This window comes from Nonomuraea diastatica, from assembly GCF_004349015.1.
GTDB classification, from domain to species: Bacteria; Actinomycetota; Actinomycetes; order Streptosporangiales; family Streptosporangiaceae; genus Nonomuraea; species Nonomuraea diastatica.
In genome coordinates this window covers 1-26274 of sequence record NZ_SMKP01000041.1, presented here as the reverse complement: position 1 = coordinate 26274, position 26274 = coordinate 1, and the positions used below count along the sequence as shown (strand labels likewise).

Annotated in this window: 18 protein-coding genes and 1 pseudogene; 6 read left to right on the top strand and 13 right to left on the bottom strand. The window is 73.5% G+C overall.

Annotated elements, in window-relative coordinates:
- Nucleotides 1-8 precede the first annotated feature (8 nt).
- Together E1294_RS16555 and E1294_RS16550 are read left to right on the top strand one after the other, a co-directional pair.
- Complete coding sequence (locus tag E1294_RS16555) at nt 9-1442, top strand: aldehyde dehydrogenase family protein (RefSeq protein ID WP_132509414.1); 1434 nt, start codon at nt 9-11, stop codon at nt 1440-1442.
- Entirely contained in the window at nt 1435-2319 is an 885-nt protein-coding gene (locus E1294_RS16550; protein ID WP_246083058.1) for an aldehyde dehydrogenase family protein, read from the top strand. The genes E1294_RS16555 and E1294_RS16550 overlap by 8 nt, the downstream gene beginning before the upstream one ends.
- A gap of 45 nt (nt 2320-2364) precedes the next feature.
- Here E1294_RS16550 and E1294_RS16545 read toward each other — a convergent pair whose 3' ends face one another.
- The 7 genes and pseudogenes from E1294_RS16545 to E1294_RS16520 form a co-directional block, all read right to left on the bottom strand.
- On the bottom strand, nt 2365-3063 hold the full coding sequence (locus E1294_RS16545) for an NAD(P)-dependent alcohol dehydrogenase (RefSeq protein WP_220447777.1): 699 nt from the start codon (nt 3061-3063) through the stop codon (nt 2365-2367).
- 16 nt (nt 3064-3079) lie between these two features.
- Nucleotides 3080-3334, bottom strand: a pseudogene (locus E1294_RS58070) (alcohol dehydrogenase catalytic domain-containing protein); the annotation flags it as partial.
- Between the two features lie 101 nt (nt 3335-3435).
- Nucleotides 3436-4305 (bottom strand): aldo/keto reductase, encoded by an 870-nt coding sequence (locus tag E1294_RS16540; RefSeq protein ID WP_132509412.1) that lies wholly within the window; start codon nt 4303-4305, stop codon nt 3436-3438.
- 77 nt (nt 4306-4382) lie between these two features.
- Nucleotides 4383-5498, bottom strand: coding sequence for an acyltransferase family protein (locus E1294_RS16535; protein ID WP_132509411.1), 1116 nt, complete (start codon nt 5496-5498; stop codon nt 4383-4385).
- Between the two features lie 133 nt (nt 5499-5631).
- Complete coding sequence (locus tag E1294_RS16530) at nt 5632-6165, bottom strand: GrpB family protein (protein ID WP_132509410.1); 534 nt, start codon at nt 6163-6165, stop codon at nt 5632-5634.
- 99 nt (nt 6166-6264) lie between these two features.
- Nucleotides 6265-7173, bottom strand: a complete 909-nt coding sequence (locus tag E1294_RS16525) for an aldo/keto reductase (protein ID WP_132509409.1) — start codon at nt 7171-7173, stop codon at nt 6265-6267.
- 72 nt (nt 7174-7245) lie between these two features.
- Nucleotides 7246-8070 carry an isocitrate lyase/PEP mutase family protein gene (locus E1294_RS16520; protein WP_132509408.1) on the bottom strand — a complete coding sequence of 275 codons (825 nt, stop codon included), beginning with the start codon at nt 8068-8070 and terminating at the stop codon, nt 7246-7248.
- Nucleotides 8071-8169: 99 nt separating this feature from the next.
- On the opposite strand from E1294_RS16520, the gene E1294_RS16515 reads away from it, so the two are divergent.
- The gene (locus E1294_RS16515; RefSeq protein WP_132509407.1) at nt 8170-9090 is read left to right on the top strand and encodes a LysR family transcriptional regulator; all 921 of its coding nucleotides are present in this window, start codon (nt 8170-8172) and stop codon (nt 9088-9090) included.
- A gap of 99 nt (nt 9091-9189) precedes the next feature.
- Here the strand turns inward: E1294_RS16515 and E1294_RS16510 are convergent, their stop codons facing one another.
- Both E1294_RS16510 and E1294_RS16505 read right to left on the bottom strand, forming a co-directional pair.
- A complete protein-coding gene (locus E1294_RS16510) occupies nt 9190-9606 on the bottom strand; it encodes a hypothetical protein (RefSeq protein WP_132509406.1) in 417 nt (138 codons plus the stop codon).
- Between the two features lie 66 nt (nt 9607-9672).
- Nucleotides 9673-11790 carry a SpoIIE family protein phosphatase gene (locus E1294_RS16505; RefSeq protein ID WP_246083057.1) on the bottom strand — a complete coding sequence of 706 codons (2118 nt, stop codon included), beginning with the start codon at nt 11788-11790 and terminating at the stop codon, nt 9673-9675.
- Nucleotides 11791-12118: 328 nt separating this feature from the next.
- Between E1294_RS16505 and E1294_RS16500 the strand changes: the two genes are divergently transcribed.
- Both E1294_RS16500 and E1294_RS16495 read left to right on the top strand, forming a co-directional pair.
- The gene (locus tag E1294_RS16500) at nt 12119-12649 is read left to right on the top strand and encodes a hypothetical protein (protein WP_132509405.1); all 531 of its coding nucleotides are present in this window, start codon (nt 12119-12121) and stop codon (nt 12647-12649) included.
- Between the two features lie 51 nt (nt 12650-12700).
- Nucleotides 12701-13627, top strand: coding sequence for a TIGR03619 family F420-dependent LLM class oxidoreductase (locus E1294_RS16495; RefSeq protein WP_132509404.1), 927 nt, complete (start codon nt 12701-12703; stop codon nt 13625-13627).
- A gap of 16 nt (nt 13628-13643) precedes the next feature.
- On the opposite strand, the gene E1294_RS16490 is transcribed toward E1294_RS16495, so the two are convergent.
- Nucleotides 13644-14078, bottom strand: a complete 435-nt coding sequence (locus E1294_RS16490) for a winged helix-turn-helix transcriptional regulator (RefSeq protein WP_132509403.1) — start codon at nt 14076-14078, stop codon at nt 13644-13646.
- A gap of 144 nt (nt 14079-14222) precedes the next feature.
- Here E1294_RS16490 and E1294_RS16485 point away from each other — a divergent pair, with 144 nt between their 5' ends.
- Nucleotides 14223-14831: a dihydrofolate reductase family protein gene (locus E1294_RS16485; RefSeq protein WP_132509402.1), complete on the top strand. Its 609-nt coding sequence runs from the start codon at nt 14223-14225 to the stop codon at nt 14829-14831.
- Here E1294_RS16485 and E1294_RS16480 read toward each other — a convergent pair.
- From E1294_RS16480 to E1294_RS16470, 3 genes are all read right to left on the bottom strand, one after another.
- Entirely contained in the window at nt 14828-16219 is a 1392-nt protein-coding gene (locus E1294_RS16480; RefSeq protein WP_132509401.1) for a condensation domain-containing protein, read from the bottom strand. The genes E1294_RS16485 and E1294_RS16480 overlap by 4 nt on opposite strands.
- A complete protein-coding gene (locus tag E1294_RS16475) occupies nt 16216-20361 on the bottom strand; it encodes an amino acid adenylation domain-containing protein (RefSeq protein ID WP_246083056.1) in 4146 nt (1381 codons plus the stop codon). The genes E1294_RS16480 and E1294_RS16475 overlap by 4 nt, the downstream gene beginning before the upstream one ends.
- Before the next feature lie 79 nt (nt 20362-20440).
- Nucleotides 20441-26274: non-ribosomal peptide synthetase (locus E1294_RS16470; protein WP_132509400.1), on the bottom strand; the 5834-nt coding region annotated here is incomplete at its 5' end.

Here is a 26274-nt window from a genome sequence, read left to right as displayed (position 1 = left end):
GGGGACCCGTGGAGATCTTCGACTACGCGCCCGCGCCTGAATCGCGGTCGATCGTGACGATCCGGCCGTCGTACGGCCTGTTCATCGACGGCGAGTTCACCGAGGCCAGGAGCGACGAGCCGATCGTGACGGTCAACCCGGCCGACGAGGAGCCGCTCGCCGAGGTGGCCGCGGCGTCCGACGCAGACGTGGACCGGGCCTTCGCCGCCGCCCGCCGGGCCTTCGAGCGGGTGTGGTCGCCGCTGCCCGGCGCGGAGCGCGGCAAATACCTGTTCAGGATCGCGCGCATCATCCAGGAACGCGCCCGCGAGCTGGCCGTGCTCGAATCGCTCGACAACGGCAAGCCCATCAAGGAGACCCGCGACGTCGACCTTCCCCTGGTCGCCGCGCACTTCTTCTACCACGCGGGCTGGGCGGACAAGCTCGCGCACGCCGGGCTCGGCCCCGCCCCGCGCCCGCTCGGCGTGGCCGCGCAGGTCATCCCGTGGAACTTCCCGCTGCTGATGCTCGCGTGGAAGGTCGCGCCCGCGCTGGCGACCGGCAACACGGTGGTGCTCAAGCCCGCCGAGACCACCCCGCTGACCGCCCTGGCGTTCGCGGAGATCTGCCAGGAGGCGGAGCTGCCGCCCGGCGTGGTCAACATCGTGACCGGCGCGGGCGGCACAGGCCGGGCCGTGGTCGCCCACCCGGACGCGGACAAGGTGGCCTTCACCGGTTCGACCGGCGTCGGCAAGGAGATCGCCCGCGCCGTGGCGGGCACGGCCAAGCGGCTCACCCTGGAGCTGGGCGGCAAGGGCGCCAACATCGTGTACGACGACGCGGCGATCGACCAGGCCGTGGAGGGCATCGTCTCCGGGATCTTCTTCAACCAGGGCCACGTGTGCTGCGCGGGCTCCCGGCTGCTGGTCCAGGAGTCGATCGCCGAGGAACTGCTGGCGAGGCTGCGGGCCAGGATCGAGCGGCTGCGGCTCGGCGACCCGCTGGACAAGAACACCGACATCGGCGCGATCAACTCGGCCGCGCAGCTCGCCAGGATCCGCGACCTGGCCGCCGCCGGCGAGGCGGAGGGCGCGAGCGGCTGGTCGCCCGCGTGCCCGATCCCGGAGCGCGGCTACTGGTTCCCGCCCACCGTGTTCACCGGCGTCACACAGGCGCACAGGATCGCCCGCGAGGAGATCTTCGGCCCGGTGTTGTCGGTGCTCACCTTCCGCACCCCCGAGGAGGCCGTCGCGAAGGCGAACAACACGCCGTACGGGCTGTCCGCCGGGGTGTGGACGGAGAAGGGCTCCCGCATGTTGTGGACCGCGAGCCGGCTGCGCGCCGGCGTCGTGTGGTCCAACACCTTCAACGTGTTCGATCCCGCCAGCCCGTTCGGCGGCTACAAGGAGTCCGGTTACGGCCGCGAGGGCGGCCGGCACGGGCTGGAGGCATACCTTGGCTGACAGGACCGCTTCCGCGCCGGCCCGCGTGGCCGTGCGCAGGACGTACAAGCTCTACCTCGGCGGGGCGTTCCCGCGTTCGGAGTCAGGCAGGTCGTACCCGGTGACATCCTCCCGCGGAGTCCACCTCGCCAACGCGGCCCTGGCGTCGCGCAAGGACGTGCGCGACGCCGTGGTGGCGGCGCGCAAGGCCTTTCCCGGCTGGTCCGGCCGCAGCGCCCACAACCGCGGTCAGATCCTCTACCGGATCGCCGAGATGATGGAGGGGCGGCGCGCGCAGTTCGCCGGGGAGGTGGCCGCCGCCCAGGGCGTGAGCGAGGCGCGGGCCCAGGGGGTGGTGTCCGCCGCGATCGACCGCTGGGTCTACTACGCCGGCTGGGCCGACAGGCTCGGCCAGGTGCTCGGGGCGGCCAACCCGGTGTCGGGCCCCTACCTCAACCACTCCCAGCCCGAGCCGACCGGGGTCGCGGGCGTCCTGGCGCCCGACGGCTCCCCGCTGCTCGGCCTGGTCGCGGTGCTCGCGCCGGTGATCACCGCGGGCAACACGGCGGTGCTGGTGGCGAGCGAGCGGGCGCCGCTGCCCGCCGTCACGCTCGCCGAGGCGCTGGCCACCTCCGACCTGCCGGGCGGCGTCGTCAACGTCCTGACCGGCCGTCTCGGCGAGCTGGCGCCGCCGCTGGCAGGCCACGCCGACGTGAACGCCCTGGACCTGGCAGGGGCGGGCGGCCTGGCCGCCGAGCTGGAGGAGCTGGCGGCGGGCACGCTCAAGCGGGTCGTACGGCCGGGCCGCCACGACGACTGGTCCGCCGCCGACCCCGGCGTGGCCCGCATCCGGCCCTTCGTGGAGACCAAGACGGTCTGGCACCCGATGGGCGTCTGACGGCTTCGCCCGGGTGGCCTTGGCGCCCGGCCGCGTGGACGGCGGTCAGCCGGAATGGTCGATGGTGATCACGACGTTGCCGACTTTCCGGCCGGAGTCGACATAACGATGCGCCTCGACGATGTCGGCCAGCGGATATCGCCGGTCGATGACCGGCTGGAAACGGCCGGACTCGATCAGGCCGCGGAAATGCAGAGCCGTTTCCCGGTCGTGTTTCGGCAGGGGAATGAGCACTTTCCTGCCGGCGAGCGGCCGGGTGACGAGCGCGAGGAACACGTTCTGCCACATCGGGCCGACATCGGAGGCGGCGTAAACGCCACGCGGTTTCAGCAGCCGGCGGCAGCGGCCGAACGTGCTCTTGCCGACCGCGTCGATGACGACGTCGTATTCTCCCGCGTCGCGGGTGAAGTCCCCGGCGGTGCGGTCGATGACCCGGTCGGCGCCCAGGCCGCGTACGAGCTCCATGGTCCCCGTGTCGCAGATCGCGGTCACGACGGCCCCGAGAGCCTTCAGCAACTGGACCGCGGCCGAGCCGATGGCCCCGGTCGCGCCGTAGACCAGGACGTCGTGGCCCTCCCTGACCCGCGCCGCCGTGATGATCGACAGGGCGTAGTGTGAGCCCTCGGTGCTGGGGGCGGCCTCGTCGTAGCTCAGGCCGTCGGGGATGGTGGCGAGCGTGCCGTCCGCGGGGACGGTCATGTATTCGGCGTGCGCGCCGAAGGTGGCGTCGTTGTAGCCGAACACCCGCTCGCCGGCCTTGAGCGGTGACCCCGTCGCCCACCGCCGCTATTTCCCCGGCGAACTCGTTGCCGAGAATGCGCACCCTGGGCCGGAAGAAACCCGTGAAGAATCTCCAGAGAAACGGCTTGGCGGCGCGTAACGCGCAGTCGGTGCGATTGACCGTGGTCGCGTGAACCCTGACGAGCAGCTCGTTGGGCCTGACCGCGGGTTTTTCCACCTCGGTCACACCGACCACGTCGGGCGAGCCATAACGTAATCGCACCGCGGCTTTCATGCCTGGATTGTAGCCACCGTCTCCCGTCCGGCGGGGGCGCTCGCCGTGATCGGGACGGGCGCCGCCCCCCACGCTTCACGGCGGCGCCCGCCGGGGGTGCCTCAGCCGAGGCGGGCCAGCTCTTCTCCGCTGAGCTCCAGATCCACGGCCGCGATCGAGTCGAGAATGGTCTCGGGGCGGCTGGCGCCGGGAATGGGGATGACCACGGGGCTGCGGGCGAGTTCCCAGGCCAGGCAGACCTGGTGCGGGGAGACGCCGCGGTCCTTCGCGATCTCCGAGAAGGCGGCGTGCCGCTCGCTCAGCTCACCGGTGCGTCCGATGCCGCCCAGCGGAGACCAGGGCAGGAAGGCCAGGCCCAGCTCGGCGCAGACGTCGATCTCGGGCTCGCTGGAGCGGAACCGCGGCGAATACTCGTTCTGCACGCTCACCAGGCGGTCGCCCAGGATGCCGTGGGCGAGCCTGATCTGCTCCGGATCGGCGTTCGAGATGCCCGCCATCTGGATCTTGCCGGCGTCGAGCAGGTCCTTCAGCGCGCCCATGGTCTCCTCGTAGGGGACCGCCGTGTCGGGCCGGTGGTGCTGGTAGAGGCCGATGCTGTCCACGCCGAGCGCCTTGAGCGAGCGGTCGCAGGCCTCCTTGAGGTACGACGGGCGGCCGTCCCTGCCCCAGCCGCCGCCCGGAGTGCGGGTGCACCCGCCCTTGGTGGCGACGAGCACGGCGCCGACATCGCCCGCCCACAGGCCCAGGGCCTTGGCGACCAGGCGTTCGTTGTGGCCGACGTCGTCGTGCGAAGGGGCGTACGCATCTGCCGTGTCGATCAGCGTGACGCCGGCGTCCAGGGCCGCGAGAAGGGTGCGGATCGACTGGGCCTCGTCGGGCATGTGCCCGGCCACCGACATGGGCATGGCGCCGAGCCCGATCGCTGAGACGTGGTGCTGGCCGATGGTGCGTGTTGTGCGGGAATTGCGCATGAGTACACCCTGTCGGCTGGAGTGCGCTCCAGGTCAATGCCCTGCCGGGCGTGTCCGCGGGCCCCGGCGTCCGCGCGTCACGGGCGGGCGGTGGCCAGGCGTCTGCCGAGGCGCTGGGCGGGGGCCTCGATGAGACGGTAGGTCAGGAGGCTGAGCGGGATCAGGACGAGGAAGTACAGCGCCAGGTCCGGGATCACGTGCAGCAGGATCGGGTGCAGCAGGTAGAGGGAGAAGCTGATCACGCCGAGCCGCGGCAGCCAGCGGGGGAAGGCCCGCCCGCGCAGCGCGAGCCCCAGCGCGAAGGTGCCGAAGGCCAGCACGAGCGCCGGCGCCCAGGCGGGATCGTCCTTGGCGGGGATCCCGCACGCCGGCACCGCCGCCGTGGCGAGCGCGGCCGCACGCCAGGAGATCGTGCCCTGCTCGGCCCGGTACACCGCCGTGCCCGCGAACATCGACGCCAGGATGATCATGCCCTGCCAGGTGCCGCCCCGGCTGCCGAGGATCACGAGCGCCAGCCCGAGGAGACCGCCGGCGACCGCGGCCACGGCCTGGGTCCGGCCCCGGCCGCATGCGGTCGCCGCGATGGCGGCGACGACCGCGAGGCCGAGCAGCGCGGCCGTCAGGTCGGCGGCGCCGTTGATCGACGTTTTCGGCAGCAGCAGCCCCAAGGGCACGGCCAGCAGTGCCAGGCCGGCGGCGAGCCCGGCCGACCGGTGCGCCTGCCGGACCGTGAACAGGGCGACGCACATCAGGTAGAACGCCATCTCGTACGAGAGTGTCCACATCACGCCGATGACGGCGGGCAGGTTGAGCAGTTCTTGCAGCATCGTCAGGTTGCCCAGCAGGACCAACGACAGAGGGCGCCGGCCGAGCCCCGGTTCGGGGGCGAGCAGGCCGGCGCAGGCGAGCAGGAGCGCGAGGCCGCAGGCGGTCAGGAGCAGAGGGAGGAGGCGGAAGGCCCGGCCGGTCCAGAAGGCGCGCAGGTCTCCGCGCCGCTCCAGGGAGGCGGGGATGATGTACCCGCTGACCAGGAAGAACACGAACACGCCCCACGTGCCGAAGTCGATCCGGCGGTCCACCTCGGCCCAGACGGCGGGGATGTAGGTCCAGCCGGCGTGGTGGGTCGTGACGGCCAGCGCTGCCGGCCCCCGCAGGGCGTCCAGCCAGGCCAGCCGGTGGGGGGCCGCGAACATCTGACGGATTCTAGGTCATAAGTGACTATTTGCCGTCTTTGGTGAGAGTGGCGCCGAACCGCTGGCCCTGGAACGGCGGGCGGCGCGGGGGCGGGCCCGGCCGCGGGTCACGGAGTCGCGCAGGGGCTGACGCTCACTCCTCCCACACCGGGACGCAGGGGAGGCCGCGCGCCTGACGGGCCTCGTCGACGAGCCGCTGGATCAGATCCGTCTTGCCCCGGGTGTAGGCCACGGCGTCCACGTCGCCGCCGGCCAGGTGGCGCTTGAGGGCGGCGTACTCGGAGGCCGCCCGGGGGTCGGCCCTCAGATGGTCGCGCAGCAGCCGCTCGTTACGGGTGTCCCACGTGCCGGCCGACACCACGTGCAGGTGGTGACTGCGCCGGCCCGAGGCGTCCGCGCGGAAGTAGAACAGCCGCTCCCGCATGCCCGTCTCCTCGCTCCGGTAGCCGAGGCCCGCCAGCGCCCGCTCGTGATCAGCCACCGCTTCCAGGGTGGGCACCGAGGCCATCAGGTCGATGATCGGCTTGGCCGCGAGGCCGGGCACGGATGTGCTTCCCACGTGCTCGATCTCCAGGAAGACGCCCGGCAGCGCCGCGACCAGCTCCTCGCACGCCTGCTCCGCCAGCGACGGCCACGCCGCGTCGTAGTCCACAATGACAACCGCCATACCTGCCTCAGCTCCTTGGGGATCTCCGGTTCGCGTGACCGGTAGGTCATGCCGGGAGATTCTCCGCCATCCGGGCGGCGGGTGGCCAGGCGGGGGGAGTCAGTCGATCGGCGAGGGAGGCGGGGAGCCGAGCGCCGCCAGGTCCGCCCAGAACCCGTCGGGGATCACCGTGTCGGCGAGGCTCTCCAGCTGGGCCAGCCGTTCGGCCGAGGTGACGCCGACGACCGTGGAGTGGACGCGGGGCTCGGCGAGGGAGAAGTGCAGGGCCGCCGCCGCGAGTGTGATGCCCCACCGCTCGCACAGCGCCCTGAGCCGCTCGACGTGCGCCGCGAACTCCGGGGAGACCCGCCGGTACCCGTACCGTGTGGCGTGCCGTGGTGAACCGCCCAGAATGCCGCCGCCGAAGGGAGCGGCGTTGAAGACCGTCATGTCCCTTTCCGCGGCGAGCCGCAGGATCTCCTCCGCGCGCCGGTCGACCAGGGTGTAGCGGTTGTGGGTGAGCACCGCGTCGAACGCGTCGGTGCGGATGTAGTCCTCCACCATGGTGCCGCCGCCGACGGCGATGCCGATCGCGCCGACGAGCCCCTGCTCGCGCAGCGCCACCAGGGCGGGCACGGCGCCGCCGCGGGCCATCGCCTCGCTGACCGTGATCGTCATCGGGTCGTGCAGGTGGTAGATCGGCAACGTCTCGACGCCGAGGCGGGAGGTCGTCTCCTCCCAGGACCGCATGACCCGGTCACCGTCGAACACGCCGGTGCCGGGGTCGCTGTCGGCCTTGGAGAAGACCGTCACGCCGTCGGGCGCCTGCTTGAGCGCGGCGCCGATCAGCGTCTCCGAGCGCCCGCCCGCGTAGTTGTTGGAGGTGTCCAGCTGGCGCAAGCGGCCCGACACCATCATCTCGGCCAGCGCCTCGTCGCCGGGGTCGGCGCCGAGCGCCGACGTGCCGACGGTCAGCGGCTGGAGGGGCCTGTCGAGGCCGGGCACGCGGCGGCCCTGCTGATCCGGCATGTCCCGCTCCTTGTCGCACGCTCTGTGATGGTCCTGCCGCCGATCATGTCATGGGCCGTCGAGGCGGCCTTCTCAGGGTGCGGAGTACGGCTTGAACGCCCGGTACAGGTCGGACATCGGGGGCACGTCCGCGACGAACCCGAACCGGCCGTCGCGCATCTGCTTGGCGGCGTCGAGGAACGAGCCGAGCGCGTACCGGGAGAGCGCGCCCCCGATGCTCACCCGCCGCACCCCGATCTCGGCGAGCTGCTCTCGCGTGATCGCCGGGTCGGCGAAGCCCATCACCACGTTCACCGGCCTGCCGACGGAGGAGACGACCGCCCGCATCTCGTCGAGCGTGCGCAACCCCGGCGCGTACAGGACGTCGGCGCCCGCCTCCTCGAACGCCTGGAGGCGCCTGATGGTGTCGTCGAGGTCGCCGGCGTCGTACAGCAGGTTCTCCGCCCTGGCGGTCAGGACGAGCGGGACAGGCAGGCCGCGCGTGACCTCGACGGCCGCCCGCACGCGCTCGACGGCGAGCCCGAAGTCGTAGATCGGCGCCCGGCGGTCACCGGTGGCGTCCTCGATGGACGCGCCCGCCACGCCGCACGCGCACGCGTCCGCGATCATCTTGGCCGCCTCGGCGGGGTCGTCGGCGAAGCCGTTCTCCAGGTCGGCGTTGACGGGCAGCGGGGTCGCCTCGCTGATGACGCGGCAGTTGTCGAGGACGTCCTGCCGGGTGGCCCGGGTGCGGCCTGCCTGGTTGGCAACGCCGAGGCTGGTGGTGGCGAGGGCGTCGAAGCCCAGGGAGGCCAGCAGCCGGGCCGTGCCGGCATCCCACGGGTTGGGAAGCAGGAGCGGCTCGGGGCCTTCGTGGAGAGCCCGGAATCGGGTCGCGCGGGCCGTCTGGTCGGTCATGGTGCTCTCCCGTCGTGAGCTGCGGTACGCCTTCACTCTCGCCCTTCGTCGATAGATCAGTCAAATGCATGGTAAGGATGCGTGTCATCAGGAATACTGATGGATATGACGGTCGAGGAGATCGAGGCGTTCGCCGCCATCGCCGAGCTGGGCGGGTTCACGGAGGCGTCCAGGAAGCTCAACCGGTCGCAGCCCGCCATCAGCCGCCGCATCCGCGAGCTGGAGCGGTCGCTGGGCGCCGCCCTGTTCGAGCGGACCGGCCGACGGGTGGCGCTCACCGACGCGGGCCGGGCGCTCCTGCCGTACGCGGAGGCGGCCCTGGCGGCGATGCGCGACGGCGAGCGTGCCGTACGCGACGCGGCCGAGCGGCCCGGCGGCGCCCAGACCCTCAGCCTGGCCATCGTCGGCACCCTGGCCGACTCGCACATCGTCGACGCGCTGCGCACGTTCGAGTCAAGGTTCCCCGAGGCCTCGGTCGAGCTGCGCACCGCGACGAGCCTCGAGGTGAGCGCGCTCGTCCGCGGCGGCCAGGCGTCCCTGGGCCTGCGCTATTTCCCCGACGCCGACCCCACGCTGGAGTCGATCCCGCTCGGCGTCGAGAAACTCCTGGTCGTGGTGCCCGCCGCGCATCCGGTCACCACCCGCCGCCTGCCGGACCTGCGGGCGTTCGAGGGAGAGCGGTGGCTGGGCTTCCCGCCCGAGCGGGGGCAGCCCGACTCCTTCGGCCACCTCCTCGACCACCGCCTGCCCGCGTCGGGCCTGGTGGGCGCCCCGATCACCAGGGTCGACAGCCTCACCGCGCAGAAGCGCCTGGTGCAGGCCGGTCTCGGCGTCGCCCTCATGCCGATCAGCAGCGTCCGGGAAGAGCTGCGGATCGGCAGCCTGCGGGCGATCGAGGTGGCGGACCTGGACGCCGCCCTGCCCGTGGTCGTCATCCGCAGGCGGCGCGGCTACCAGAGCAGGCCGGCGGCGGCGTTCCTGGAGGTGCTGAAGGACCTCACGCCCCAGCTGCTGGACTGACCGCCCGCCTCGCGTCGGCGGCCGGCCGGTCGGCCGGGATGCGGAGGCGGTCCTCGGCGATGCCGCCGACCACCATCTGACCGAGAGCCGCGCCCGCCCTCAGCCGAAGGTGCGGGTTCTGACGCGCAGCGCACGCCCGTCGCCCGGCTGCGGCTCCACCGACATTCCGGCCCGGACCAGCGCGCGCACGCAGGCGCCCAGCCCGCCCCCGGCAGGAAGGTGCCGCCCGGCGAAGGTGACCAGGAAGACACCGTCGTGCCCGCCCACGACGGCGAACCCGTCGGCGCCGCCCGTAGCGGCGCATCCTGACCGGCGCAGGAGCGCGCGGATGCGTTCGGCGTCGCGGTCGCGTTCGCTCCACAGGGGCCTGCCGCCGGCTCCCCGCCCGTATGTGGGCCCCTCGTCCGGCTTCGGGATGCCCGGGGACCGGCTGCCGGCCGTATGAGGTGCGCCGTGGACGCCCGGCCGACCGTGGTCGCCGCCGGCCGCGGGGCGTCCCCGCCAGATCTTCGCCATGGTTCACCTCCTCGGTCCGCCTCAGGCCGCATCGCCCCTGCCCCGTACGGCGGGAACGAAACGGGGTCAGCCCGGAGGCGCGCGGTGCTCCACGAGGAGGAGCGCGATGTCGTCGGCGCGCTGGCTGGTGTGCGGGGCGTGGTTGAGCAGCGTGTCGCTGAGCTCGTGGAGGGGCTCGCCCGCGGCGCGGCCGAAGTGTTCCGCGAGCTCGCCGATGGCCTGGCCCAGGTCCACGCCGGGGGTTTCGACGAGGCCGTCGGTGTAGAGGGCGAGGACGGCGCCCGGCGGGAACGGCACCTGGACGGTGGGGTATTCGGCGTCGCCCTCGACGCCGAGCAGGATGCCGGCGGGCACGTCGATGACCTCGGCGGGCTGGCCCGGCGGGCGCAGCAGGGGCGGCGGGTGCCCCGCGCTGGCGGCCCACAGCGTACGCAGCCGCAGGTCGAAGTAGATGAGCAGGCAGCTGGTGAACAGGTCGGGATCCAGGTCCATGAGCAGGCGGTTGGTGAGCTTGAGCACGTTGCCCGGGCTCGCTCCCGCGGCCGCGTAGGCGTGGATGGCGGTCCTGACCTGCCCCATGAGCGCGGCGGCCGTCACGTTGTGGCCCTGGACGTCCCCGATGATCGCCGCGGCCTTGGTGTCGCTCAGACGGATCAGGTCGTAGAAGTCGCCGCCGATCCCCACGCCGCGGGTGGCGGGCACGTAGCGGGCGGCCACGTCCAGCCCGTCGATCTCGGGCAGTCTGCGCGGGAGGAGCGAGGTCTGGAGGGTGTGGGCGAGCCGGTCCTTGGCGTCGTAGAGCAGGGCCCGGTCCAGGGCCTGGGCGATGAGCCCGGCCATCGCGGTGAGGCTGGCCCGCGTCTCGTCGGTGAACAGGTAGGGCTCGTCGAAGGCGAGCACGCACGTGCCGGCGACGGTGTCGGAGGTGCGCAGCGGCAGGAACGCCCAGGCGGCCATCCCGTCACGGGCCTCGGCCCCGGGATACATCCGGCGCAACTCGTCCACATCGGAGAAGAAGGCGGGTTCGCCGGTGCGCAGGGCGTGCTGCGCGGGGGCGACGGAAGTCAGCGGCAGGCGGTCGAACCGCTCGGGGACGCCGGGATCGTAGCCGTGCGAGCCAACGACCTTCAACCTCCCGCCCTCGGCCACCATGATCGCCAGCGCCCGGACGTCGAACACCGGCATGACGTGGTCGGCGACCATGCCGACGATCTCCTGCACGTTGAGGGCCCGGCTCAGCGTCGCCGCGAGGTGGAGCAGGTTGTAGAAGACGTCCGCGCGGGGCAGGCCGACGCTGCCGGCGCCGGGCGCGCCCTGCCGCCGCTCCGGTCGATCGGCCGCCGCCTCGGTGATGTGCAGGCTGATGCCGGACGGGTCCGGATGCAGGCTGATGTGCAGGGGCCGGCCGGCCGGGCCCGTGACTGCGCAGGACGTGGCCTCCTGGCTGACGGCCGCCGCGCGGCAGCGGTCCGCGAACAGCGGGTCCTTCAGCCACGCCGCCGCCTCCCAGAGCGGCTCGCCCAGCTTGTGTGCCAGGTCCCCGCCGAGCAGGCCGGCCGCCCTCGCGCTGACAAAGGTGAGCCGGCCCTCCAGGTCCAGGCCCACGCAGCTGTCACGAAGCCGGTCGAGATAGCCGGCCGCGGCCAGGGCATGATGCACGTCCGGCACCCCGGCCCACGCGGGGGCGAGGACGCGCGGCTCGTCCCCGTCGCGCGGCGGGCGCCCGCCGCGCGCCGCCTGCCGCATGAGGTCGCCGAGCCTGCGGGTGGCGTGGTCGATGGTGTCCCGCTCGTGGGGGGCGAGCTCCGGCGGGTGCGACGGCGGCCACATCAGGAGCAGGGAGCCCCACACGTCCCCGTTCGACTCGATCGGGGTGGCGGCCGCGGCGAACGGGTAGGGCAGTGCGATCGCCGCCCCCGGGAAACGGCGGGCGAGCTCCTGGTAGTCCGGCACCCAGATGAGCCGGCGCTCGCGCACGGAGCCCGACACCGGGACGCCCGCGCTCACCCGGACCCGCGTCCATGGTTTGACGATCTGGGCGGGCAGCCCGGTCTCCGTCTCCATGAGCAGCACCTGGTCGTCGTCGGCCAGCAGGTAGACCGCGCCGATGTGCGCCCCTGCGTCGCGCACGGCCTGGGCCAGCACCTCGTCCATCTCGAGGGCATGGTTCGCGGCAGCGCTCACGACGCCGTCCTGCACGGCCTACCTCACTCCGGCCCGTGCCGACGACGGTGCTGCGCTCCCATGACCAGCCATAGGCCAACGGTAAGTGCCCATCCTTCAGATCAAGAACCGCATTACCGGGTTCTGATGACAAGCTTGCAGAAACTTAGGCGTTTCAGACAGCAGCTACCAGAAGCGACAGACATGCAGATGGCGTGCAAGTGAACGGCGGAATGCCCCTGCGGGTCGGCGATGGTCGCCCTGTCTGCCCTGGTATCTACTAGGTAGGCGATCATGTTTGGTTGCTCTAGATTTGACATGATCACGCACCCCCAAGGAGATGGTCACCGTGAAGCGACTTCTCGAAGGAACTCCGCTGCGCGCCGGTGCTGTCGCCGTCGCGCTGGCCGGCGGCCTGCTGGCCGCGCCCCCCGCAGGGGCGGTCGCGGCGACCGGCGGTCAGGCGGTCGTCTCGGTGTCGCAGGCGGCCACCTCGACCGCCGCTGCGCGCCCGCGTAATGGAAAGATCATCTACGACCGTTACACCGGTGGCGGCGGAAGGCTGAAGATCCGGAACGGCACCTCAAAGGACGGCGTCGTCACCCTCGTCAGGGGCAGGACCAAAGCGGTGAGCATCTACGTGCGCGCGCGGTCGTCCGCGAGCATCAACGACGTCAGGAGTGGCACGTACCGGGTCTACTTCACCACCGGCTACCGGTTCAGCACGAAGAAGCGCAAGTTCACCAAGAACCCCTCCTATCAGCGGTTCGACCAGCGGCTGAGGTTCACTTCCACCAGCGGCTGGAGCCTGACGCTCAACCCGGTCAGGGGCGGCAACGCCAGGACGCGCTCGGTCAACCCGAAGGACTTCCCGGCCTGATGGCACTTCGTTTCTCATAGTGAGCTATGAAAAACGTAGTAACCTGTGGGCATGGAACTTGGTGTCGCCCTGCCCACGTCCGGTCCGCCGGCCACACCGGCCGGCATCGCCCGCGTCGCCCGTGAAGCCGAACGGCTCGGATACGACTCGGTGTGGACCTACGAGAGACTGCTCCGGCCGACCGCCCCCGTGTCGATGGGGGGCGGCGAGCCGCAGCCGGTGCCGGAGATCTACCGCAGCACCTACGAACCGCTGGAGACGCTGAGCTACGTGGCCGCGCTCACCGAGCGGGTCAAGCTCGGCACCAGCATCATCGACGCCCTGCTGCACCCGGCCGTCGTGCTGGCCAAGCGGTTCGCCACCCTCGACCGGCTCAGCGGCGGCAGGGTCGTCGCCGGGCTCGGCCAGGGCTGGATGCCGCAGGAGTTCGCCGCGGCCGCCGTGCCCATGAGCCGGATCGGGCCGGGCATGGATGAGGTGGTCGCCGCCATGCGGGCCTGCTGGGGGCCCGATCCCGTCGCCTACGACGGGGCGTTCACCCAGATCGCCGAGTCGGAGATCAACCCCAAGCCGGTGCAGGCCCGCGTGCCGATCCTGCTCGGCGCCATGACGCCGGCCGGCGTGCGCAGGGCCGCCCGCATCGCCGACGGGCTCAACCCGGTGGCGCTCTCCCACGACATGCTGACCGGCCTGGCCAAGACCTTCAGGTCGGCCGTGGCGGAGGCCGGCCGCGACCCGGAGTCGGTCACCGTGGTCGCCCGGGCCAACGTGCCGCTCACCGCCGAGGCGCTGGGCGACGACCGGCCGTTCCTCGGCGGCTCGCCGCGGCAGATCGCCGGCGACCTCGCGGGGCTGGAGGGCGCCGGCATCGACCACGTGCTCTTCTCCAGCTTCGGCCAGGACACGCCGGGCGGGCAGGTCGGGCTCGACCAGGCGCTCGACCTCTACGCCGAGCTGATCGACCTCGCCAGAAGGTAGCGGCTCGCCCGGAGCCCTAGCGGCAGGCGCCGGGGCCTCCGGCGCCTGCCGCGGGCTCCTGGCCGCAGAGCTCGCTGATGTTGTTGCGATCGGCCCAGGCGCGCAGCTCCTGGAAGGCGTCGCGCAGGTCCTCGCCGGCGGGGGTGAGCCGGTAGAGGACAGCGCCCGTCGAGCTGCCCGCCGAGCTGCCCGTCGAACCGCCGGCCAGGTGCCGCTCCACGAGCCGCGCCGCCGTCAGCTCGCGCAGGCGGTCGGTGAGGAGGCCGTCGGTGATGCCGGGGATCGCCCTGGCCAGCTCGCTGAAGCGGGCGGGCCGGTGCAGCAGCGCCACGATGATCATGCCGTTCCAGCGTTTGCCGAGCACCCTGAACACGTCGGTGAACTGCGCCTCGCAGGAGAAGCCCTCGACGCTCTCGTCAGGGGCCGGGCGCTCAGAGACGTGTCCGGACATGACCACCAGCTTACCTTCGGGGCGCTTACCGGGATGGTGAGCCGCTGACGGGCGCGGGCTGAAGGATTCCGTAAGCGGACGAGACCAGAGTGGTCCGCGTAGGGAGACGACGGGGCCGACGGCCCGCGACGAGAGGAATTTCCGATGACGAGCAGGCTGGTGGTTTCGACGTTCGTGACGCTCGACGGGGTCATGCAGGCCCCCGGCGCGCCCGGCGAGGACGACTCCGGCGGCTTCCCGTACGGCGGCTGGCTGGCCCCGCACGTGGACGAGGGGTTCGACCGCATCATGGGCGAGCAGTTGGAGCGCGCCGGCGGCATGCTGCTGGGCCGCAGGTCGTACGAGATCCTCGCCGCCTACTGGCCCGCCGTGCCGGACGAGGAGGGCGGCGCCACGATCAACGGCATGACGAAGTACGTCACCACGAGGAAGCCGATGACCGCCGCGTGGCGGAACACCGAGGTCCTGGTGGGGGAGGCCGGCCAGACGGTCGCCGACCTCAAGGAGCGTGCCGACGGCGAGATCCTCGTGCAGGGCAGCAGCGACCTCATCCGCTCGCTGCAGGAGGCCGAGCTGGTCGACGAATACCGTCTGCTGGTCTTCCCCTGCGTCCTCGGCCGGGGCAAGCGGCTCTTCGCCGAGGGCACCGCGCCGGCCGGGCTGAGGCTCACCGGGTCGACGACCACCGATGCCGGCGTCGTGTACGTCACCTACGAGCGGGTGGGCAGGCCCGCGCGGGGTTCCGTCGCCTAGCGCCCGCCCCCGGCCCCGTACGCGCTGATGCCGCACAACCGGGAGACCCCGGCCATCGGCACGTCCTCGGTGAGGCTGCGGGCCAGCAGCGTCTCGACGCCGAGCAGCATCGCCCTGGCCGTGTCCCGCCGCAGAAAGGCGGTGTCCACGATGAGGCTGAGCTGCCCGGTGTCCGTGGCGGTCCCCACGGTGAAGAACACCTTGAACCGCACCCCGGGCCACGCGTCCGCGACGTGGACGCGGGTCTTGCCGGTGAGCCTGGCCACGTCCTCGTCGGAGTCGGAGCGCGGCAGGTTCGGCCAGGAGCCGGCCCCGCGCCGGTCGTTGAAGAACGCGTCCAGGTCCGGCTCGCGGCCGCGGCGCCGGCCGACCTCCTCCCGCATGGCCTGCATCGCGTACGGGTCGTAGTGCGCGTTGCGGTAGGCCACCAGGGCGTTGCGCTGCGCGGCCCGGCATGTGGCGGCGAAGTCGGTGGCGGGCAGGTCGAGCACGAACAGGCCGTCCTGCCCCACGGTGCCGACCATGGAGCGGGTACGCGCGTCGCGCCGGTTGCTGTGCACCAGCTGCATGACGGCCCGCCGGCGGCCGCTCACCTCGGCGAGGACGGTGGCGCACGCGGCGAGCAGGACGCTGGTCGTGCCGATCGTCCAGCGCGCGGATAACCGCCCTGCCGCCGCGGCGAGCGCCACCGACTCCATGCCGATCTCGATGAACCGGGGCTCCTCCGACTCGTGGGGAGGATGGTCGAACACGTCGAGCGGCACTTCGTCGAGCACGGAGCGCCAGTGGCGGATCGAGCGCGTGGAACGTGCCTGGAACGTGTCCTCGCGTTCCAGGGCCGCCTGGTCCATGGGCTGCCACGCGGGCGGCGGCAGCTCCTCGCCCCGCAGCAGCGCCCGCCACTCCGCGGAGAGCAGGCTCAGCGCCTGGAAGTCCACCGCCAGGTGGGAGAAGACGAACGCCAGCGCCTTCGGCCGGCCGCCGTCCATCACGATCACGCAGCGCAGCGGCAGGTCCTCGCCGTGCGCGAAGACCGTCCTGCCCAGCTCGCCGGCGATCCGCTCGGCCGCCCGCAACGGGCGTTCCCGCCCGGACTCCACCAGCCCCACGGCCAGCTCGCCGTCGCGCGCCACCCGCTGGACGGGCCCGCCCGGCGTGGCGGCGAACGTGGTGCGCAGGCTCTCGTGGCGTTCGAGCAGCGCGCGCAGCGCCTGCAGCACGGTGGGCAGGTTTCGCCTGCCGTAGACGGGCAGCACCCACGGGCAGTTGAGGAACGACTGGCTGTCTCCCATCAGGTGCACGGCCCGCCACATCAGCCGCTGCCCCCACGTCAGGGCCGCCTCGCCGTCCCGCGGCGCGCTGAACGTCACCGTCGCGTGCCCGGTCACGCCGGGTCCCCTTCCAGCAGCGAGGCCAGGGTGGTGGCCAGGGTGGCGACGTGCTCGAAAGACGGCAGCTCGCCGCGCAGGTCGATGTCGACGCCGTACGCGTCCTCGATCTCGTCGATGAGGTGGATGCGCGCCAGCGAGGTGAGGCCGAGCGCCGAGTGCGGCGGCCCGTCCAGCGCTTCATGGGTGGTGGTGACGATGGCGGCCAGCTCGTCGGCCCGGTACTTCAGAAAGAAGTGGCCCGCCTCCGCGAGCACCACCACGGCCGACGTCGACGACAGGAAGTGCCACTCGCGGAAACGTTCCTCGTAGTAGTAGGTCGCCGGGTCCTCGGTGCCCACGACGCTGATCACGGGCGCGCTCAGCCGTTGGGTGCCGGCCGCGAACAGGCGCGTGTAGTAGTCCTCCGCCTCCCGCGAGTCGCGGCGCATGTTCCGCACGATGCGGCGGGCCTGCGCGGGGTCCACCTCGTTGATGTCGAGGCCGAGCGAGATCAGCCAGTTGACGTAGCGCTGGTCGCCGCGGAGCCGCTCGGCCTCGGCGAACCGGGAGATCCGCGACAGCAGCGCGCCCTTCGGCCGGGCGAAGGGGAAGATTCCGCCGATGTAGACGGCGACGAGTTCCCGTCCCGCGGCCTCAAGCCTGCGGGCGATCTCCACGGACAGGGCCGAGCCGACACCGCAGTGCCCGTACAGGGCGATCGGGCCGTCGATCTTGTCCAGGATCTCGTTCACGCACCCGGTGGCCAGCTCGTCGAAGGACGGTTTCTCCTCCTCCACGCCGACGTCGTGGCCGGGGATCGCCACCGACCACAGCGCGTTCCCGTCGGGCAGGGCGTCGGCCAGGGGCTGGTAGACGACCGCGCTGCCGCCGCCGTACGGCACGCACACGTACGTCAGCACCGGAGGCGTGCTCCGCGCGGGCGTCAGCCGGTGCAGGAGCGCGCGCGGCCCGCGCCGCTCGGCCGGGGTGTCGGCGAGCGCCGCGAGCTCGCGCACGGTGCGGTGCTTGAACACGTCCATCACGCTGACCCCGGCGCCCGTCCGCGCGCGCAGCCGCGCCACCACCTGCGTGGCCAGCAGCGAATGACCGCCGAGGTCGAAGAAGTCGTCGGAGACGCCGACCGCGTCCAGGCCCAGCAGGTCCGCCCAGATCGCGGCCAGGACCCGCTCGGTGGGCGTCTCGGGCGCGACCAGCTCGACCCCGGCGTCCCGGCCGGCGACCGGCGCGGGCAGCGTCCTGCGGTCCAGCTTGCCGCTCGGGTTGAGCGGCAGGGAGGCCAGGGTGACGTACGCGCTCGGCACCATGTAGTCGGGCAGCGTGCGCTTCAGCCCGGCCCGCACGGCCGCGTGGTCGAGCGGGTGGCCCCCGTCGCCCTCCGGAGTGAGGTAGGCGGCCAGGCGGTCCTCGCGCACGATCACGGCCGCGTCCCCGACCCCCGGCAGCGCGCGCAGCGCCGCCTCGATCTCGCCGAGCTCGATCCGCAGGCCGCGCAGCTTGACCTGGTCGTCCAGCCGGCCCAGGAACTCCAGGGCGCCGTCAGGGCGGCGCCTGGCCAGGTCGCCGGTGCGGTAGAGCCGCGAGCCCGGCGGGCCGTACGGATCCGGTACGAACCGCTCGGCGGTCAGCCCCGGCCGGTTCAGGTACCCCCGGGCCAGTCCCGCGCCACCGATGAACAGCTCGCCCGGCACCCCGACCGGCACCGGGGCCATCGTCGTGTCGAGCACGTGAAGGGTGGTGTTGGCGATCGGCGTGCCGATGGGCACCCTGGCCGCCGAGGCGAGCGTGCCGGGCCGGCAGTGCCAGGCGGACACGTCGACGGCCGCCTCGGTGGGGCCGTACAGGTTGTGCAGCTCGGCACCCGGCAGCGTGGCGACGCAGCGGCGGGCCAGGTCGGGGGGGAGCTCCTCGCCCGAGGAGATCACCCGCCGCAGCGAGCCGCAGCCCGCCGCGCCCTCCTCGCCGAGGAACACCGCCAGCATCGACGGCACGAAGTGCGCCGTGGTCACGCCCTCGGTGACGATCAGCTTGCGCAGGTACGCCGCGTCCTTGTGGCCGCCGGGCGTGGCCAGCACCAGGCTCGCGCCGCAGCGCAGCGGCCAGAACAGCTCCCACACCGACACGTCGAAACTCAGCGGCGTCTTCTGCGCCACCACGTCGCCGGAGCCCAGCCCGAACCGCTCCTGCATCCAGTCGAGGCGGTTGGCGATGCCGCCGTGCGTGTTGGCCACGCCCTTCGGCTGGCCGGTGGAGCCCGAGGTGTAGATGACGTACGCGACGTCGTCCGGCCGCACCTCCGGAAGCGGGCCGGCGCCGGCGGTCCAGGCGTCCGGCTCGTCCAGGTCGAGAGTGGCGGCCGCCGTCTCCGGCAGCGACGGGCGGATCGTGCTCTGGGTGAGCAGCACGGCCGGCGCGGCGTCCGCCAGCATGAACGCCACCCGCTCCGCCGGATAGCCGGGATCGACCGGCAGGTACGCCGCGCCCGCCTTGAGCACGCCCAGCATTCCGGGCAGCAGCTCCAGCGAACGCTCCGCGCAGACGGCGACCACCGACCCGGGGCCCGCACCGAGACGGAGCAGCGTGTGCGCGACCCGGTTCGCCCGCGCGTCCAGCTCGGCGTACGTCAGCGACCGCCCCTCGAAGCGCACCGCGACCGCGCCCGGCGTGCGCGCCGCCTGGGCCTCGATCCGGCCGTGCAGGGTGGCCTCCCCGGGGAAGGCGGCGGCGGTGTCGTTCCAGCCCTCGACGACCAGGCGGCGCTCGCCGGCGGAGAGCAGGTCGATCTCGGACAGCCGCAGGCCGGGCCGGTCGGCGACCCGCTCCAGCAGGACGCGCAGGTGCCCGGCCAGCCGCTCGATCGTGGCCGCGTCGAACAGGTCCGTGTTGTAGACGAACATCCCGCCGGAACCGTCGCCGGCGTCGAGCTCCAGGTCGTAGCGGGTGGCCCAGGAGTCCACGGGGAAGTCCGCCACGGCCAGCCCGGCCGGCGGGTCGATGGCGGCGTCGCGGTAGTTCTGCATCGCGAGGATGACGCCGAACAGCGGTGACCTGGACACGTCGCGGGGCAGGTCCAGCTCCGAGACGAGCTGCTCGAACGGCAGATCCTGGTGGGCGTACGCGTCCACGGCGACGTCGCGCACCCGCTCCAGCAACTCCCCGAACGTCGGGTCGCCCGACAGGTCCACCCGCATGGTGAGCATGTTGACGAAGCAGCCGATCACGCCGTCCAGCTCCGGCGCCTGGCGGCCGGCCACCGGCGAGCCCACCGCGACGTCCGCGGTGCCCGCGTACCGGCCGAGCAGCGCGGCGAACGCCGCCAGCATCGTCATGTACGGCGTGGCGCTGTGCTCGCGGCCCAGCCGGGCCAGCGCGGCGGCCACCTCGGGGTCCAGCGGGAACGTGTGCGCCGCGCCGGCGTAGGTGCGCTCCGGCGGGCGCGGCCGGTCCGCCGGCAGGTCCAGCGGCTCCAGCCCGGCCAGCCGGTCCCGCCAGAACTCCAGGTCGCGCCGCGACGGTGGCAGGCCGCGCTGCCAGGCCGCGTAGTCGGCGTACCCCACCTCCGGGGCGGCCGGCGTGGCGCCGTCGTAGCGGGCGAACACCTCGCGTATCAGCAGGTCGGCCGACCAGCCGTCGGCGGCGATGTGGTGCACCGCGATCACCAGCACGTGGTCGTCGCCGGCCAGCCGGACCAGCAGTGCCCGCGCCACCGGCCCGGCGGCCAGGTCGAACGGCACCGCCAGGAACTCCTCCGCCCGAGCCCTGGCGGCGGCCTCGTCCGGCGCGTCGCTCACGGTCAGCGGCAGCGTGCCCTCGCCGGCGAGCTCCACTCTCGGCCGGCCGTCCCACGTCGCGGGGAAGCTCATGCGCAGCGCGTCATGGCCGGCCGCCACCGCGTCGAGCGCGGCGGCCAGCGCGGGCACGTCCAGCGGGCCGCGCAGCCGCAGCCGGATGGGGACGGTGAGCTGCGTGGTGCCGGGCGCGAACTGCTCCAGGAACCACAACCGCTCCTGGGCCTGCGACAACGGCGGCTCCCCGGCGGGCCGGACCGGGATGGTGCGGCGGGGCACCGCCGCCGCGCCTCGTCGCAGCCGCCGCGCCAGCAACTCCTGCTTGGCGTCGGAAAGGGCATCCGGGCTGGTCACGGGCCTTCCTCCACGTCGCTCGCCCGGCTCACACGGGCATGTCGCTCACCTGTGTACGCCGTCCGACTGGGCGTCTCGCTCATCCCGGCACCTCCGTCTCCAGCAGGCGGGCCGTCTCCGCGTCGGACAGGCCCGACAGCTCGTCGATCAGCAGGCTTTCGACCGCGGCCGCGAGCCCGGCGACGGTCGGCCGGTCGAACAGCGTGCGGATCGGCACGTCGACCTCGATCGCGTTGCGCAGCAGGGCCGCCGCCCTGGTCGCCAGCAGCGAGTGGCCGCCGAGGGCGAAGAAGTCGTCCAGCGCGCCGATCCGGCCGGCGTCCAGGCCCAGCACCTGCGTCCACACCTCCGCCACCAGCGTCTCGGCGTCCGTGCGTGGCGGCACGTGAACAGGGGCTGGCTCGGGGCCGGCCTGCGGCAGGGCGGCCAGGTCCACCTTTCCCGCGATCGTCAGGGGCAGCGCGTCCAGGCCTACCCAGCCGCTGGGCACCAGATGGGGCGGCAGGGTCGCCTCCAGGCGGCGGCGCAGCTCGTCCGGCTCGGCCGGCCCGGTCACGTACGCCACCAGCCGTTCACCGTCCGCCGTCACCGCCGTCTGGCGCACCCCCGGGCAGGCCAGCAGCGCCGCCTCCACCTCACCGGGCTCCACCCGGAAGCCGCGGACCTTCACCTGGCCGTCGAAGCGGCCCAGGAACTCCAGATTCCCGTCCGGCCGCCACCGCACCCGGTCCCCTGTCCGGTACAACCTGGCCCCCGGCGGGCCGTACGGGTCGGGCACGAACCGCTCGGCGGTCAGCGCGGGGGAGCCGGGATAGCCCCGGGCCAGCCCGGCGCCGCCCAGGCACAGCTCGCCGGGGACACCCGGGGGCACCGGCTCCCCGTTCGGGCCGACCACGTGCGCGGTCGCGCCGCCCACCGGCCGGCCGATCGGCGGACGGCGGCCGGTGTCCGCCGCGCCGAGGACGGCCGCCGTGGCGACGATCGTCGCCTCCGTCGGCCCGTACGTGTTGATCAAGCCGACCCGCCCGCCGAAGCGGTCCCGCCACCGGGCCACGGCCGCGGCCTGCGCCTGCTCGCCGCCGATGATCATCAGCCGCAGCGCCTCCGGCCAGGTCACGTCGTCGAGGTCCTCGGTGAGCCGGTGCCAGTAGGCGGTCGGCAGGTCCAGCACGGTGACCTGGCGGCCGGCCGGGGTGCGCAGCACGTCCGGCAGGGTGAGGGCGCCGCCGGGAAGCAGCAGCACGGCCGCGCCCGCCACCAGCGCCGGGTACAGCTCCTCCGCGTGGGCGTCGAAGCCGAGCGACGCGAACTGCACGACCCGGTCGTCCGGGCGCAGTCCGTACGCCTCCCGCATCCAGCGCACCCGCGCGGCCACGGCACCGTGCTCCACCAGCACCCCCTTCGGCGTGCCGGTCGAGCCGGAGGTGTAGATCATGTACGCGGGGTCTCCGGGCTCGACGCCTTCCCATCCGCCGAGCCACCGGTCGTCCCCGCTGCCCGACCAGCCGGCCGGGACGAGCACGGGAACCGTGCCGTCCTGCAGCCGAGGCGCCAGCGTGGCGTCGCTCACCACCAGGCGGGCGCCGCTGTCGGCGATCAGGAAGGCGAGCCGCTCGCCGGGATGGCCGGGATCGAGCGGCAGGTACGCGCCTCCCGCCCGCCAGACGGCCAGCAGCGCCGCCACCGCGTCCACCGACCGTGGCAGGCACACGCCGACCACGCAGCCGTCGGCCACCCCGCGCCGCCGCAGCGCCGCCGCCAGCCGCGCCACCCTGGCGTCCAGCTCCGCGTAGCTCACCCGCTCCTCGCCGCACACCAGCGCCGTGGCCTCGGGAGCGGTGGCGACGACCCGCGCGAAGAGCCCCGGCACCAGCCCGGCCGCCGCGTCACCCGGCTCCAGCCCGCCGCGGGGCGGTTCCAGCGCGCCGCGGGCCGGTTCCAGTGCGTGGGGAGCCGGCGCGGTGGCGTTCGCGGCCAGGACGGCCACGTCGGCGCCGGTCAGGAGCGGTAGCCGCGAGACTGGGGTGCAGGGGGCGTCCGCGATGCCTCGCAGGAGCACGGCGAACCGTTCCGCCAGGCTCTCCGCGGTGGCCGCGTGGAACAGGGTGGCGTCGTAGCCCAGCACGGCGCGCAGGCCCTCGTCGTCCCGCCACGTCTCCAGGGCGAGCGGGAACTTGGCCTGCCGATACCCGCCGTCGAACAGCCGCACCTGCAGATCGCCGATCCGCTCGGGCGGGGTGCCGTCGCCCGCCTGGCTGTGCAGGATGATCATGGTGGACAGCAGCGGGTTGCGATGGAGGTCGCGCGGCACGCCCAGCTCGCCGATGAGCCGTTCGAACGGCACGGTGCGGTGGGTGTGGGCGTCGAGCACGCTGCGGCGGGTGGCGGCCAGCAGATCACGGAAGGCCGGGTCGCCCGAGAGGTCGCCGCGCAGCACCAGGGTGTCGGTGAGGTAACCGATGACGGGCTCCAGCTCCACCCGGTCGCGGGACGCCCACGGCGTGCCGACCAGGACGTCGCTCTGGCCGGTGTGCCGGGCCAGCAGCACCTGGTAGGCGGCGACCAGCACCATGAAGAGGGACGCGCCGTGCTCCTGCGCCAGCCGTTCCAGGCGCTCCATAACGTCCTCGGGGATCCGGAACGGGTGGAAGGCGCCCTCAGGCCGCTCCCCGCCCGGCTTGTCGGCGGGCAGCTCCAGCATGGGCGGGCCGGCCAGGCGGCGCCGCCAGTACTCCAGCGACTCCTCGGCCGCCGCGCCGGATTCCCGTTCCCGCTGCCACAGCGCGACGTCGCCGTACTGCACGGGCAGCGGAGCCAGACGGGGTTCGCGCCCCTCGATCCCGGCCAGGTAGAGGGCGAACAGGTCGTCGAACAGCACGCCCAGCGACGCGCCGTCGGCGATGATGTGGTGCAGGACGAAGCAGAGCACGTGGTCGTCGCGGCCGAGCGCGAGCAGGCTCACCCGCAGCGGCGGCGCCCCGGCCAGGTCGAACGGCGCGTTCGTGCGCTCGGCGACCAGCCGCCTGGCCCGCTCCTCCGCGCCTGGCGAGCCGGTCAGGTCGAGGCGTTCGACCGGCACGGGTCCCGGCGGGTGGACCACGGCGGCCGGCTCGCCGTCGACGTCGGCGAACGACGTGCGCAGGCTCTCGTGCCGCGCCACCACCGCGTCCAGCGCGGCCTGGAGTGCGCCGGTGTCGAGCGCGCCGCGCAGCCGCAGCACGAGATACATGGTGTACGACGCGTCGTCCGGGTCGAACCGCTGCAGGAACCACAACCGCTCCTGCGCGGACGACAGAGGCGGACTCGTCCCCGCCGGCCGGTGCCGTATCTCGTGCTGGGCGGCGTCCCCCTCTCCACCAGCCTCGGACTCCTCCTCGTGCAGGCGGACGATCTCCTCGACGATCCCGCCGATGGTGGGGTCGTCGAAGAAGGCGTCCAGCGACACCTCGACGCCGAGGCTCTCGCCGATCCTGGCGGTGATCTGGGTCATGGTGAGCGAGTGGCCGCCGAGATCGAAAAGGTCGTCGCCGGTGCCGATCTCGTCCACGTCATCCAGATCGAGCACTTCCCACCAAATCCGACGAACCACCTCGACCACCTCCCCCCGGCCGACCACCTCGCCCCGGTCGGCATGGTCGGGCTGGTGGGCGCGGTTGGCCTCGTCTGCCCGGTCGATCTTCCCGGTCGGGTCGGTCTGCCGGGTCCGGTCGGGTTCAACGGTGGGGTCGATTTTCCCGGTCGGGTCGCCCTCGCCGGTCGGGTCGGCCTGCGTGGTCCGGCCGGAATCTTCGGCTCGGACGGCCCCGGAGTCCCGGGGTTCGACCATCCCGTGCGGCTTCCCGACCGGAGCCGCCTCCTCGGACGGGACGTACGGGGCGACGGCAGGGTGCGGGCGGGTCACGGCCCTGGCCGCCGACCGCGGCAGGGCCGCGCGGTCGAGTTTGCCGACGGGGGTCAGCGGGATCCCGTCCAGCAGGACATAGGCGGCGGGAAGCATCGCGGGCGGCAAGGTACGGCCCAGGTGGGCGGCCAGCGTGGCGGGCTCGGGGGCCTGGCCGGGCGTGGGCACGACGTACGCGATGAGGCGCTGATCGTCCGGCCCCTCGCCCCGGACGATCACCGCCGTCTCGGCGACCTGGGGGTGCTCCCGCAGCCGCGACTCGATCTCGCCGAGCTCCACCCGATGGCCGAGCAGCTTGACCTGCCCGTCCGCCCGGCCGAGGAACTCGATCTCGCCGTCGGCCCGGTAGCGGGCCAGGTCGCCGGTCCGGTACAGGCGCGCGCCGGGCGGCCCGTACGGGTCGGGGACGAACCGCTCGGCCGTGCGGCCGGGCCTGCCCCGGTAGCCGCGCGCCACACCGGCGCCGCCGACGCACAACTCGCCCGTGACGCCCACCGGCACCGGCCGCAGCCCCGCGTCGAGGATGTAGACCTGGGTGTTGGCGATGGGCCGGCCGATGGTGACCGTCTCGCCCGGCTCTCCTGCCGTGCTCCAGATGGTCGTCTCCGTCGGGCCGTACACGTTGACCACCCGGTCGAAGCGGGCGCGCAGTTCGGCGGCGAGCCGGGGCGGCAGCGCCTCGCCGCCGGTGAGCGCGGTCGTCCCGGAGAGCCCGCCGGACATTAGCAGCCGCCAGACCGACGGGGTGGCCTGCACGTGCGTGACGCCCTGCTCAGCGGCCAGCCGGGCGAGCGCCTCGGGTCCGCGTACGGCGCCGTGCGGGGCGACGACCATCCGGCCGCCGGTGATCAGCGGCAGGTAGAGCTCGAGGGCGCTGATGTCGAAGGCGGGTGAGGCGAGGGCCAGCCAGGTGTCGCCGGGCCCGGCGCCGAGCCGGTCGCGCATCGCGAGCAGCAGGTTGGCCAGGTTGCCGTGGCCGACCTCGACTCCCTTCGGCCGGCCGGTCGAGCCGGAGGTGTAGATCACGTACGCGAGGTCGCCGGCCGACGGCGGCCGGCCCGGCGGCGGGTCGGGCGGGCCGGGCTCCGGATCGAGCGGGCCGGGCTCCGGGTCGTCGCCCACGACCAGCACGGGCGCCGGCAGGTATCCGGCCGCGGTGGTCTCCGACAGCAGCAGCCGGGGCCGGGCGTCGGCCACGATCATCGACAGCCGTTCCGCCGGATGGCCGGGGTCGAGCGGCAGGTAGGCGGCGCCGGCCTTCTGCACGGCGAGCAGGCAGACCGGCAGCATGGCCGAGGGCGCCAGGTGTACGGCGACCAGTTCGCCGCGCCCGACGCCCGCCTGCCGCAGCCGGTGGGCGAGCCTGTCGGAGGCGGCGTCCAGCTCGGTGTAGGTGAGCGAGCGATCCTCGAACGTCACGGCCGGCGCGTCCGGGCGGGCGCCCACCTGAGTGGCGAACAGACGCGGCAGCGTCGCCTCGGAGGGATAGGCGGCCGCGGTGTCGTTCCACCCGGCGAGCATCAGCTCCCGCTCCTTGCCGGGCAGGACGTCCAGCTCGGCCAGGCGGAGGCCGGGGTCGCCGGCCGCGCGGCGCAGCAGCGCGCGCAGGCCGCCCACGAACCGGCCCGCGGTGTCGCGATCCAGCGCCGCCGGGTCGAAGCGCAGGCTCGTGGCCAGCCCCTCGGGGCCGTCAACGAACTGCAGGTGCAGGGCGTTGCGCGACCCTCCTGCGAACATCGTGCGGTCGACCGTGACGTCCAGGCCAGGGAACTCCGGCTCGGGCGCCGTCTCCCGCCTGCGGTAGCTGATCGACACGGGGAGGACGGCAGGCGGGCCGCCGAGGGCACGGGCGGGCGGCACCTCACGGAAGCGGTAGAGCTCGCGCAGCTCGGCCCGTACGGCGCCGACGTGCTCGCGGAACGTCTGGCCGCCGGACGGCCTCGACAGCACGGGCAGTTCGTTGACGAACGGGCCGATGTGGTCGCGGGTCGCGGGCCCGCGCGTGGTCACGT